Annotated in this window: 12 protein-coding genes; all 12 read left to right on the plus strand. The window is 35.6% G+C overall.

All coding sequences use genetic code 11. From position 1 onward, the window contains the following. The first annotated feature begins 69 nt into the window (after nucleotides 1-69). The 12 genes from BN986_RS01650 to BN986_RS01705 all read left to right on the plus strand — a co-directional run bounded on the left by BN986_RS01650 (nucleotide 70) and on the right by BN986_RS01705 (nucleotide 12,419). Nucleotides 70-984, plus strand: coding sequence for a carbohydrate ABC transporter permease (locus BN986_RS01650; protein WP_052400573.1), 915 nt, complete (start codon nucleotides 70-72; stop codon nucleotides 982-984). Next, nucleotides 974-1,798 (plus strand): carbohydrate ABC transporter permease, encoded by an 825-nt coding sequence (locus BN986_RS01655; RefSeq protein ID WP_040977906.1) that lies wholly within the window; start codon nucleotides 974-976, stop codon nucleotides 1,796-1,798. The genes BN986_RS01650 and BN986_RS01655 overlap by 11 nt, the downstream gene beginning before the upstream one ends. Nucleotides 1,799-1,812: 14 nt before the next feature. After that, complete coding sequence (locus tag BN986_RS01660; protein ID WP_040977907.1) at nucleotides 1,813-2,949, plus strand: ABC transporter ATP-binding protein; 1,137 nt, start codon at nucleotides 1,813-1,815, stop codon at nucleotides 2,947-2,949. Beyond that, nucleotides 2,949-3,749 (plus strand): sugar phosphate isomerase/epimerase family protein, encoded by an 801-nt coding sequence (locus BN986_RS01665; RefSeq protein WP_040977908.1) that lies wholly within the window; start codon nucleotides 2,949-2,951, stop codon nucleotides 3,747-3,749. The genes BN986_RS01660 and BN986_RS01665 overlap by 1 nt, the downstream gene beginning before the upstream one ends. A 113-nt stretch (nucleotides 3,750-3,862) precedes the next feature. Next, nucleotides 3,863-4,393 (plus strand): hypothetical protein, encoded by a 531-nt coding sequence (locus tag BN986_RS01670; protein ID WP_040977909.1) that lies wholly within the window; start codon nucleotides 3,863-3,865, stop codon nucleotides 4,391-4,393. A gap of 432 nt (nucleotides 4,394-4,825) precedes the next feature. Continuing rightward, nucleotides 4,826-5,998: an ROK family transcriptional regulator gene (locus BN986_RS01675; protein ID WP_052400574.1), complete on the plus strand. Its 1,173-nt coding sequence runs from the start codon at nucleotides 4,826-4,828 to the stop codon at nucleotides 5,996-5,998. Further along, on the plus strand, nucleotides 5,995-6,987 hold the full coding sequence (locus BN986_RS01680; protein ID WP_040977910.1) for an asparaginase: 993 nt from the start codon (nucleotides 5,995-5,997) through the stop codon (nucleotides 6,985-6,987). The genes BN986_RS01675 and BN986_RS01680 overlap by 4 nt, the downstream gene beginning before the upstream one ends. Nucleotides 6,988-7,007: 20 nt before the next feature. Beyond that, nucleotides 7,008-8,558 (plus strand): glutathione ABC transporter substrate-binding protein, encoded by a 1,551-nt coding sequence (locus BN986_RS01685; RefSeq protein WP_081922143.1) that lies wholly within the window; start codon nucleotides 7,008-7,010, stop codon nucleotides 8,556-8,558. Between the two features lie 51 nt (nucleotides 8,559-8,609). Next, the gene (nikB, locus tag BN986_RS01690) at nucleotides 8,610-9,533 is read left to right on the plus strand and encodes a nickel ABC transporter permease (protein WP_040977912.1); all 924 of its coding nucleotides are present in this window, start codon (nucleotides 8,610-8,612) and stop codon (nucleotides 9,531-9,533) included. 26 nt (nucleotides 9,534-9,559) lie between these two features. Then, entirely contained in the window at nucleotides 9,560-10,456 is an 897-nt protein-coding gene (locus tag BN986_RS01695) for an ABC transporter permease (RefSeq protein WP_040977913.1), read from the plus strand. Nucleotides 10,457-10,471: 15 nt separating this feature from the next. Further along, nucleotides 10,472-11,458, plus strand: coding sequence for an ABC transporter ATP-binding protein (locus BN986_RS01700; protein WP_040977914.1), 987 nt, complete (start codon nucleotides 10,472-10,474; stop codon nucleotides 11,456-11,458). Next, entirely contained in the window at nucleotides 11,451-12,419 is a 969-nt protein-coding gene (locus BN986_RS01705; protein WP_040977915.1) for an ABC transporter ATP-binding protein, read from the plus strand. Before BN986_RS01700 ends, BN986_RS01705 begins: the two co-directional genes overlap by 8 nt. Nucleotides 12,420-12,431: the final 12 nt, after the last annotated feature.

The raw sequence follows: 12,431 nt of genomic DNA on the forward strand, positions 1-12,431 counted from the left end.
AAGGCTTCGGAAGAGGGACAACCTTCTTCCGATTTCTTTAAAAACTGAAGTAAGTGGAGGAACGATAAAATGAGTTCGTTAACTGCGGCAAAGGGAAAACTGCATATTAACAGAGAGAATGCGTTTGGTTACTTGTTGCTCATCCCTTCAATTATTATTTTTGCTGTTTTTACCTTTTGGCCATTTATCTACACCATATATTTAAGTTTTTTTGAATGGAATATGATTAGTCCCACTAAAGAGTTTGTTGGGTTAAAAAACTATACGGAAGTTCTTAGCGATCCAAGGACCTATCGTATCTTAGGAAATACGTTCCTCTATATTGTATTACTGTTAATCATTAATTGCGTCATTCCATATATTTTTGCATTTGTGATTGATCTTGTACTGCGTAAATATAAAAACTTTTATAAAGGAGCTTTGTTTTTACCAGCATTTATTTCGCTTGTAGTAGGCTCTATTTTATTCACTTGGATATTAAATCCGGTTTCAGGTCCTGTAGCTATTTTATTTAACTGGTTTGGCTTGGAAATTCCTAATTGGACAAAGGCAGAAGGCTGGATCATTGTTGTGTTGAGTTTGATTACATCCTGGAAGGTTTTTGGATACAATTTCATCCTTTTATATGCATCCATTAATGGGATATCCAGAGAAATCATTGAAGCAGCAAGGATGGATAACGTTTCGCTCGTACGTATATTCTTCCAAATTATTTTGCCGATGAGTAGTGCAACAGGGATATATGTATTTATTATCACCATTGTTCAGAGCTTGCAATATGTGTTTACCCCCGTAAAAGTTATTTCACAAGGCGGTCCGGATTACGCGAGTTCTAATTTGATTTATCATGCTTACCATGAAGCTTTTGTTGTTTATCGTACTGGACATTCAGCAGCTATATCCATTATTACCATGGCGTTATTTTTATTACTGCTGTTTCTTGAATTTAGATATGTAGAGCGGGGGGTTTATTATGAAAATTAATCGGCGTGTAGAAAATGTTTGGCATATTATTTTCATAATAACGATCCTGATTATGATTTTACCAGTTATCTATGCGATTGGGATGTCCTTTAAACCATTACAGGATGCGTATAATAACGTTCTAAATATCATTCCAATCCATGCCACTTTGGAAAATTATATAACGTTATTTGATACGTTGCCGATTTTTCAAATTACATGGAATACATTTGTAGTTGCTACAGTTGCTACCATTTTTAAATTAGTTACCGCCTTTTTAGCAGCGTATGCTTTTGTTTATTTTTCGTTTAGAGGAAAAGACATTCTGTATTTTCTACTAATTGGTACTATTTTTATACCTTTTACGGTAACGATGATACCAAACTATCTAATCATTTCAAATTTAGGAATGCTTGATAATGTTTGGGGGGTTATTCTTCCACAGTTGGCAGATGCCGTGGGGATTTTCCTGATTCGCCAATCGATGAAAAATATTCCCCTTTCTCTGATTGAAGTAGCGAGGCTGGATAATATGAGCCATGGAAGAATTATGAAAGATATTGTATTGCCGCTCGTGCGGCCAGCAGTCACTTCTGTTGGTATTTGGTTCTTTATTAGTACATGGAATGAGTTTGTATGGCCTGTGCTTATTTTAAAGACAACAGAGAATTTTACGTTACCTTTAGCATTGCAAATGTTCATTAGCTCTGAAGGTGGAACTAATTTCACCGTCGCAATGGCCGTATCCGTGATTACAATGATTATTCCACTTATTTTATATTTGTCATTCCAAAAGTATATTATTGGAACGTTTACGTCATCTGGTATTAAGTAATGGAGGGGAATGTAGTGAAGGAAATAAAATTTGAGAATGTAAGGAAGGTATATGGTGACACAGAAGTAGTAAAGGATTTGACTTTTACGGTGAGAGAAGGAGAACGATTAATCTTGCTCGGTCCTTCTGGATGCGGGAAGTCAACTATATTAAGAATGATTGCTGGGCTGGAAGAAATAACGTCAGGAAATTTATATATGAATGGACAAAGGGTAAACGATACGCCAAGTGGAAAACGAAATGTTTCAATGGTATTCCAAAATTACGCTTTATATCCGCATATGACCGTGAAACAGAATATTATGTATGCCTTGAAAGTCAAAAAGGTTGAAAAGAAAGAAATAAAACGGCGGCTTGATTTTGTACTGGAAATGCTCCAGCTGAAAGGGTATGAAAATCGTTTGCCAAAACAGCTTTCAGGTGGGCAACGACAACGGGTAGCGCTGGCTCGTGCAACGGTGAATAGAAGTGATTTTTTCCTTCTGGATGAACCATTATCTAATTTAGATGCGCAGCTTCGGGTTTCTGCACGTAAGGAGCTAATGAAAATTCATGAAATGTTTGGCCAGACCATTGTTTATGTAACACATGATCAGATAGAAGCAACCACATTTGCTGATCGGATTGTGCTGATGTACAACGGGGAATTACAAATGATCGATACACCTGATAATGTATATCATCGGCCTGCTAATGTATTTACTGCTAAATTTATTGGTTCTCCACCAGCAAATATTTTGAATATAGAATATGACCATGGCGCAGTCAATATAGGGAGTCAATCTTTCTTACTAAATGAGATGTGGAAACAGTATGTGAACCAGAAAGGAACGAATCAGCTACTATTCGGTATTCGACCAGAACATATTGAATTATCACCTGTATCTTCTCAAAAAGGAGTTCGGGGCCAAGTGAAATATATTGAAAATCAGGGGAATAACTATGGTGTATATATAAATGTGGAAGGACAGGAAATTATCGCAATGAGTGAGAGTAAGAATTGGACACATGGCCAGGATGTATATGTTTGTCCTGTTATGGAGAAAATTCATTTCTTTGATAAAGACACGGAAAGAAATATTGGTTATCCCCAAGGGTTAGAAATGGAAGATGATAACACATATTCTAATGAGAGAAAGGTGAATGTATAATGAATAATCAAATCACATATTCCGATTTAATTTTATTGAATGAGGATATTCTAACAAATACTCATCAATTGATTGATTGTGGGGCAGATAAGATTGAATTGATGATGGATGGACAAGCTTGGAATGATATGGAAGATATTTTTGAAGTACTGGCAGAAGAATTAAGAAAACTTCCTGTCGATTTTAGTGTTCATCCTCCAGCTTGGGATATTAATTTAACAAGTGAAAATAAAGCTGTTAGAAAGACGGCATTTGATGAATATAAAAAAGCAATTGAATTTGCCGGAATGATTGGTGCGAAACATGTAGTGATTCATCCAGGGTTTTGCTTTTCTCCAGTTTTTGATAAAAAGCAGGCACAACAACGATCTGCTGCATATATCAAACAATTATGCGATATTGCTAAACCTTTAGGTGTACAACTTGCTGTTGAAAATGTCGGTTACCAAGGGAGTGCTCTTTTTAGTGAAGAGGAATTTGTTCATTTTCTAGATGAGATAGATGAAACAGCTGGTTATTTAATTGATATTGGGCATGCGCAGTTAGATAACTGGAATATACCTAATGTTATCCATGCTGTAAAAGGTAGATTATTCGGGCTTCATATTCATGATAATTTTGGGGAAGCAGATGAACATCTCCCAATTGGAAAGGGAAAAATCAATTGGGATGACATTTTAGATGCTTTAAATGATATTCATCCGGACTGTGAATTGATTTTAGAATATGCGCCGGGAACCCCTTTGGAATATCTCCGTGACGGGAAAGCATTTTTGAAACAAAAACATATTGTAGGTTAAGAGGAAAAAAGCATAGAAGAATAATTAGAGCGAATAAAAACATGGATATTATGATAGAGTGAGAAGTAACTTGTTTTCGGAATGAACAAAATAACTCTAATCAGGTGATAGCCATGTATAAAGAACTTTCTCCACTGTTTGAAGAAATCCAGACCGTACGAGATAACTATTTTGATACGGAAATTTTCAACTCCTCAATTCATACCCGAGCAGTTCCGGACAAATGGAGTGTTGCAGAGTCGATTTATCATTGTTATTTACTATTGAAGCTCACACGGGTTACCACAGCTTATTACGTACCGGTAGCTCGTGTTTATATGAGGCTCCGCCGACCAAAGATAAAACGGTATATTGATGAGATGCCAAATATATACCGTGGGAAGACGATGAAAGCACCTTTTATTTTAAAGCCGAAGATGAAGCGGGATTATACGCTTATAGAACTTCGGGAGTTGCTGGAAGAAGAGACGGAAAAGATGAAGCATTCTGTAGACCACCTGACACAAAAAGAATGCTACTGGATAAAGTATCCAGATCCTGTTCCAAAGTACCCGAATATTGTGCAGGTGGTGAAGCTTTTGAGAATTCATGAAGAGCATCATTATATGGTGGTGATGGAGAGAGAGGGAAGGAATAGGAGGTAGAGAGAAATTAGTTATTTGGAGGGCTTTAAATAGTTTTCAGTGTTTTGATCTTATTTATCACGGAGAACTGCCCGTAAAACTCCCGCCTCAAAATAAAGAGCAAAAATAAATTTATTTAGGCGGGAGAGCATTTAAAGTTCATATGAGATTATACAGTACCTTTTTTAAAAAGAAATTATATATCGTTTGGGCCTTTTCAATCGAAAAGGCTCTTTTTATTGAAATAAAATAAAGGTATTTATCTTACTCACTGGTTATTCATTGGGTTTCCGTGAATTAAAAATAATTTGACAAATCTGCATACTTAATTTAATCTAATTAATAACATCACTGGAGAAAATAATTAGTTTTTTTGCTTAATTTTTTGGAAATTAATAAAATATGGTAATTATTAGGATTAATTAATACTATGATGTGAATAAGGTGTGTTATATGGAAATAAAAAATCAAGATTTTTTAAAAAAAGAAAACCTAAGACTCGTGCTTAAAATGATATCTGATGATGGACCGATATCTCGTGCAGAAATTGCTAAGAAAATGAAAATGAGCCCGACCTCTGCTTCGCGTATTGTAGCTTTATTAAACAGAATAAATTTAATTGAGGAGGTGTCTATTAATCAGCGTAATGTTGGCAGAAAAGCAAACTATTTTGCTTTAAACAAAAATGGTATCTATTTTATTGGAATAGAATTAGATGGCTCATACTTTAGATTAGGCTTAATGAATTTTAATGAAGAGCTTATTTATAAGAAAACCATAGACTTACAAAACTCACATCCTGATATCGTAGTCCAAAAAATAAAAGAAGAAGTAGACGAGTTAAAGCAGAAGTTTCATTTAACAAATAATCATATCTTAGGACTATGTGTAGGTATGCCAGGAATTATTGAACCAAACCAAGGAATTGTTAACTTTTCAGTCCAGTTACAATGGAAGGATTATCCACTGAAAGATGTACTTCAAGAACAACTGAATATAGCAATTCAAGTAGATAATGAATTAAAGATGAAAGCCCTTTCGGAATACAAGTTCTGTGAAGATAGTGTCAATCATTTAATCATACTAGGTTTTGGGAGCGGTGTTGGTTCAGCATTAATTAGTCATGGTGAAATTAGTAGAGGTACATCAAACTTCGCTGGTGAAATTGGACATACGATTGTAGACCCCAATGGTACATATTGTCCTTGTGGTAATTTTGGATGTTTACAGACATATATTGCGGAACCATTTCTATTGAATGAAGCAGCTAAAATAAAAAAGATAGATAGTGTGAAAGAATTGATTCGAGAAATGGAAAATGGAGCTGTTTGGGCGAAAGATCTTATTTCTAGAGCTATTAAATATGCATCTATAGCAATTAATAATACAGTATGCTCTTTTAATCCAGATATGGTTATTCTATCAGGAACACTTATAGAGAATTATCCTTACATTCAAGAAGAGTTGTTTAAAGAATATTCATCTGAAATTTGGGGCCCTGCGAAAGATTCTTTTGAAGTTAAAATCACAGAAACAAAAGATGAGGGTGTCATTTTGGGATCTGCAATACAAATGAAACGATATTTTATGGAAAATATGGAATTTTTAGAAGGTGAAAAAATATGAGTGAAATTATTGCTGAAGAATACAGGGGAGGGAGTTTGGAAAATAAGCATGAAGGCTATATTTGTATTTTGAATAAAGATAAAGAAATTATTTATTCAAAGGGAGAGGTCGAACAAACTCCAATATTCTATCGTTCTGCTATGAAACCGATTCAAGCAATACCTGTATTTGATACAGATATTCAAGAAAAATATCAAATTAGCAGTGCTGAAATGGCGTTATTCTGTGCATCACAACGAGGAGAAAACTATCATCAAGAAAGTTTGGAATCATTAATAAATAAAATGAAGTTTGAGGAAAAATCATTAATTTGTGGTGAAAGCTATCCATTAAATGAGAACCCCAAAATCAAATATATTTGTGAAGGTAAAAAGAAAAGAAGATTGATGCACAATTGTGCAGGTAAACATCTTGGATTCTTAGCTTATGCAAGAGAAAAGGGATTAAGTACAGAAGGATATGGCGATTTTGAGCATCCGCTTCAAGAGCGCATAAGAGAAGAATTGGAGATTTTAAGCGAGTATCCAAAAGAAAAAATGAGCCAGGGGAAAGATGGTTGCGGCGTACCGGTATACGGTGTTCCATTAAGAAATATGGCACTATCTTATCTGAAATTTGTAAGCCCGGAAATGGCTTTAAGTAAGGAAAAAGAGACTATTTTAAAACGTATTTTTAACACAATGCAGGCGAATCCGGAGATAATTGCATCTCATGATTTTGTATGCACTGTATTGTTAAAAGATAAAAATATCATTGCGAAAGGAGGGGCACAAGGAGTTTATTGCTTAGCTTTAAAAGAGGAAAAGATCAGTATTGCTTTAAAAGTAGCAAGTGGTACGGAATTACTTTGGCCTTTAATTATTGCTGAAATTCTTAAAAAAATAAATTATCAAAATAAAAAAACAATTAGTGATCTATATGATTTACGTTCTACTGAAATACTTAGTGATGCTGGAGAGACAGTAGGAGAGACTAAAATTATCTTATAGGGGGATTTACATTGAAGAAGATGAAATGGATATTGGGAATGTTAATGCTATCTATCGTATTAGTTGCGTGTAGTTCAGATGATAACGAATCTGAGGGAAGTAGTTCAGGTAACAGTGCAGATCCTGAAAATATTAATATAGCTATTGAACAGGATTTTATTTCTCTTGATCCTCACGATGTAGGAGATACGGTTTCCATTTTTGGAACTAGATCCATGTATGAAGGCTTACTGGGATTTAATGAAAATATGGAATTGGAACCTGTTCTTGCAGAAGACTATGAAGTGAATGAAGATTCTACTGAATTTATATTCCAGTTACGTGAAGATGTTACTTTTCACGATGGAGAACCATTTAATGCCGAAGCAGTAGAAGCAAACTTTGATCGAATCATGGATGAAGAATTAAGAGCGAGCAATAATGCTAGATATGTTGATGAAATTGAGATCTTAGGTGAGTATGAAATTAAATTTATATTATCAGAGCCATATAGCCCAATGTTAAATAAATTCGCGATGATTCTCATGGGAAGCCCTGCAGCATTTGAGGAAGATTCAGAGGGATTTGCCTCAAACCCTGTTGGGACAGGAGCATTTCAATTTGAAGAATGGAATCAAGGAAATTCCATGGTGGTTAGTAAGTATGAGGATTACTGGGGAGATTTAGATACAAATGTAGAGCAAGTTACTTTCAGGCCAGTACCAGAAAATGGTTCACGTGTAGCTATGTTGCAGACAGGAGAAGCTGATTTCATTTATCCAGTCCCTCACAATAATATGGAAGAATTAGAGAATGAGGATAGTATTATAATTGAAGAAACACCGTCTACTATTGCAAGATATGTTTCCATTAATACGCAAAAAGAACCGTTTGATGATGTTAGAGTACGTCAAGCAATGAACCATGCAATTGATCAAGAAGCTTTTTTAACAGTTGTTAGAAATGGCTATGGTGATCCTTTAAGTTCAGTTATGTCTTCTCAAACACAATATTATGCTGAACAAGATTTACATGCGACCGATCTTGAAGAAGCTCAAGCTTTGATGGCAGAAGCGGGCTATGAAGATGGCTTTTCTGCAGAAATATGGGGCAATACAGCTTCTGAAACAAGTACGGGAATGCAATTTATTGAACAACAATTAGCTCAAATTGGGATTGATTTAGAAGTTCGCTCTATGGAAGAAGCTACTTTAAATGATGCCATTTATACTCCAGAGACACCAGAGGAAACGGATTTACAAATGTGGTATGTAAGCTGGTCTCCTTCTTCAGGAGATGCTGATGGGGCGTTGCGTTCATTATTCCATAACGAATTCCAACCGCCAGCAGGTGCAAACACAGCATATTATGACAATCAGGAAGTATCCGATTGGATTGATGAAGCGGTTCAAACAAGTGATGCAGATCGTCAAGAAGAAATATATGCAGACATTCAAGAAACCGTTTATGAAGATGTCCCATGGATTTTTCTAGGAAGCGATACAATTTTATCAGGACATGTTTCTTCACTTGAAGGAGTATATGTGTTACCTGATGGTTCTGTAAGTATTCGAGATGCAAATGTACAATAAAAAATTGTGAGGCTGGAAACAGCCTCACCCTTTTATAGGTAGGTGCTTACCATGCTGCAATTCACAATTAAAAGGTTATTAACATTAATACCTTTATTATTAGTTATTTCTTTTTTTGTTTTCATGTTTATTCATTTTATTCCTGGAGATCCAGCCAGACTAATGGCGGGGCAAGATGCCAGTTTAGAAGAAATTGAACGGGCACGGGATGTATTAGGTTTAAATGATCCTATCATCACACAATATTTTACATATTTAACGTCTTTATTACAGTTGGATTTAGGAGAATCTTACCGTTCAGGGGTACCAGTAATTGATTTGATTTCAGATAGAATTGGTCCAACTCTTATTCTTACTTTTTTAAGTATTTTATGGGCATTAGTTATTGGAATACTACTCGGTATTATATCGGCTGTCTTTAGAGATCGCTTGCCAGATCGTTTAGGAATGTTAACAGCTGTTTCAGGAATATCATTACCTAACTTTTGGTTAGGACTTGTCTGTATTCAACTGTTTGCTGTTCAATTAGGATGGTTTCCAACAGGTGGTATAAATGATGGTTGGAAAAGCTATATTTTACCTTCGTTTGCACTTGGAGCCGGGATTATGGCGATGATTGCCAGATTTACTCGTTCTTCACTTGTTCATACATTGAAGCAGGATTATATCAGAACCGGACGTTCAAAAGGTTTAAGTAGTCAAAGTATTATATACGGTCATGCCCTAAAAAATTCATTGATTCCTGTTATTACCGTAGCAGGTTTACAATTTGGGTTCTTGTTGGGAGGATCTGTCGTAGTGGAAACGGTATTTAGTTTTCCAGGTCTGGGTCAACTGTTGATTGATTCGATAAGCTATAGAGATTATCCAGTGGTTCAATCGTTAATTTTATTTTTCTCTGTTCAGTTTATATTAGTCAACCTGTTGGTAGATATACTTTATAGCTTTTTTAATCCGAAAATTCGATATGAATAACTTGATGTGCGAGGGAGGTGTCTCAAATGGAAAGTAAACACTCTGAGATGCAGATGAATGATTTAGTTGACGTAAAAAAGTCTGATAACCGTTTTCGGGAGTTTTGGAAATTACTTAGAAGAAAAAAGCCAGCCCTATATTCTTTTTACTTTGTCATCTTACTTTTTATTTTGGTGGCAGTAGGACCGTATATTACTCCTTTTGATTACGCGGAGCCGGATTACGGTAATCTTTTAAATTCTCCGTCCTGGCCACATGTATTTGGTACGGATGAATATGGGAGAGATATTTTATCCAGAGTAATAGCAGGTACTCGTATTGCACTAACTGTTAGTGTCTCTGCGGTATTAATCGGAGCGGTGGTAGGAACAGTATTAGGTCTTGCAAGTGGTTTTTTTGGGAAATGGGTAGATAAGATAATAATGCGATTCTGTGATATTCTATTTGCTTTTCCGGATTTGATTCTAGCAATTGGGATTGTTGCTATTTTAGGTCCTGGTCTGCAAAATGTGATAATAGCAATTGCGTTTTTCAGTGTTCCCTCATTTGCTAGAATTGTACGAAGCTCGACACTTGAAGTAAAAGAAATGTTATTTGTTGAGTCGGCAAAATCGATGGGGTCCAGTAAAAGCAGAATTATTTTTAAACATATATTTCCAGAAACAATACCAGTTATTATTGTTTATTTTACAATGACTGTTGGAACAGCCATTCTTTCTGCTGCTAGTTTAAGTTTTCTTGGTCTTGGAGCGGAACTGGCATCACCAGATTGGGGAGCAATGCTAAGTATGGGACGAGATTATATAGGGAGTTCTTTTCATATTGTTTTCTTCCCTGGACTAATGATTTTCTTAACTGTTCTTGCCTTTAATATTCTGGGAGATGGCCTTCGAGATATATTAGATCCAAAAACAAGAGATTAGAAAGAAGGGATCATTATGGAGAAGCTTTTACAAGTTTCTAATTTACAAACAGGTTTTAGTAAGGAAGGAAAGGTTCAAAAAATCCTTCACGGAATTGACTTGGAGGTTAACGAAGGAGAAATAGTTGGTTTAGTTGGAGAATCAGGAAGTGGTAAAAGTGTCACTTCATTATCTATTATGCAGCTTTTACATGGCACACATGGGGAAGTAGTGGCTGGAGAAGTTAATTATAAAGGGACTGATCTTCTCTCACTAAAAGAAGGAGCAATGCGTAAATATCGTGGGAAAGAATTATCTATGATATTTCAGGAACCGATGACTTCCTTGAATCCAGTGGTTAAGATTGGAAAACAAATGGTAGAAATTATCATGCTGCATCTGAAATATTCGAAGAGTAAAGCAGAACAACATGCTATATCTATGTTAGAGTCTGTTGGGATTCCTCGAGCGGAAGACATCATGAAAGGATATCCACATGAACTATCAGGAGGGATGCTTCAGCGGGTTATGATAGCCATGCAAATTTCATGTCACCCTTCTCTATTGATTGCTGATGAACCAACGACAGCTTTAGACGTAACGATTCAAGCACAAATTCTAGACTTACTTAAAGATATTCAAAGATCATCAAACATGGGAATTTTGTTTATAACGCATGATCTAGGAGTAGTTTCCGAAATATGTGATCGAGTGATCGTCATGTATGCGGGAAGAATCGTTGAAGAACTTCCTGTAGAAAAACTTTTTGAAGAAGCATCCCATCCTTATACAAAAGGATTAGTTAAATCTATTCCTAAAATAGGAGCTAATAGGAAAAAATTATTTTCTATTTCTGGCACAGTGCCGAATCCTAGTAATATGCCTAAAGGTTGTAAATTCGCTCCGAGATGTGAATTTGCTATGGATATATGTTGGGAAAAAGAGCCGGACCTTCTTGAGACAACTAATGGGAAATCACGTTGCTGGTTGGAAGTTGAGAGGAAGGAGGAAGCTTATGAATAAGGGTTCTCTTATAGAAGTTAAGTCATTAACAAAACAATTTCCATTAGGGAAGCAATGGTTTAAAGAGAAAAAAGTGGTTCGAGCAGTAGATGATTTAAATTTCTCCATTCAAAAAGGAGAGACTTTTGGACTTGTAGGAGAGTCTGGTTGTGGAAAGTCTACAACAGGAAGATTAATAAATGGTTTGATCAAAGCGAATGAAGGAGAAATTATTTTTGATGGGGAGAATTTAGCAGATATCCCTGATAGAAAATGGAAAGATTATCGTAAAAGAATGCAGATGATTTTCCAAGATCCTTTCGCTTCATTGAGCCCAAGAATGAAAATAAAAGATATTGTGATGGAACCATTAGAAGTACACTACCCTAATATGTCTAAATCAGAAAAGCAAGAAAAAGCAAAGAAATTATTGGAAATATGCGGTATCAGCCATTATCACTGGAATAAGTACCCTCATGAATTTAGTGGGGGCCAACGACAGCGAATAAGTATTGCAAGATCTTTGATATTAAATCCGGAATTGATTATAGCTGATGAAGCAGTGTCAGCATTAGATGTTTCTATTCAATCACAAGTATTAAATCTTCTAGTAGATTTACAGGAAGAATTTAATCTAACTTATTTATTCATATCTCATGATTTAAGTGTCGTAGAACATATTAGTGACCGGATTGGGGTGATGTATCTCGGGAACCTAGTAGAAATAGCTACGAAAGAGCAATTGTTTAAAGATCCAAAGCATCCTTATACACAGTCGTTACTCTCTGCTGTACCTCAATTAGGTGAATCAAAAAAAGAAAGAATTACCCTTAAAGGGGAAATTCCAAGTGCATCAAATCCGCCAAAGGGATGTAAATTTCATACACGTTGCCCGTTTGCAATGGACATTTGTAAGCAAAAGGTTCCAGAGAATCGAAATATAGAAGAAGAGCATACGGTTGCTTGTCATTTATATGAATAAGTAGGAGGTAGG

The organism is Oceanobacillus jeddahensis (assembly GCF_000750635.1).
GTDB lineage: Bacteria > Bacillota > Bacilli > Bacillales > Amphibacillaceae > Oceanobacillus > Oceanobacillus jeddahense.

Coding starts and splice junctions, on each gene's coding strand:
- BN986_RS01650 (WP_052400573.1), top strand. CDS start 70: ATGAGTTCGTTAACTGCGGCAAAGGGAAAACTGCATATTAACAGAGAG.
- BN986_RS01655 (WP_040977906.1), top strand. CDS start 974: ATGAAAATTAATCGGCGTGTAGAAAATGTTTGGCATATTATTTTCATA.
- BN986_RS01665 (WP_040977908.1), top strand. CDS start 2,949: ATGAATAATCAAATCACATATTCCGATTTAATTTTATTGAATGAGGAT.
- BN986_RS01670 (WP_040977909.1), top strand. CDS start 3,863: ATGTATAAAGAACTTTCTCCACTGTTTGAAGAAATCCAGACCGTACGA.
- BN986_RS01675 (WP_052400574.1), top strand. CDS start 4,826: ATGGAAATAAAAAATCAAGATTTTTTAAAAAAAGAAAACCTAAGACTC.
- BN986_RS01680 (WP_040977910.1), top strand. CDS start 5,995: ATGAGTGAAATTATTGCTGAAGAATACAGGGGAGGGAGTTTGGAAAAT.
- BN986_RS01685 (WP_081922143.1), top strand. CDS start 7,008: ATGAAATGGATATTGGGAATGTTAATGCTATCTATCGTATTAGTTGCG.
- nikB (WP_040977912.1), top strand. CDS start 8,610: ATGCTGCAATTCACAATTAAAAGGTTATTAACATTAATACCTTTATTA.
- BN986_RS01695 (WP_040977913.1), top strand. CDS start 9,560: ATGGAAAGTAAACACTCTGAGATGCAGATGAATGATTTAGTTGACGTA.
- BN986_RS01700 (WP_040977914.1), top strand. CDS start 10,472: ATGGAGAAGCTTTTACAAGTTTCTAATTTACAAACAGGTTTTAGTAAG.
- BN986_RS01705 (WP_040977915.1), top strand. CDS start 11,451: ATGAATAAGGGTTCTCTTATAGAAGTTAAGTCATTAACAAAACAATTT.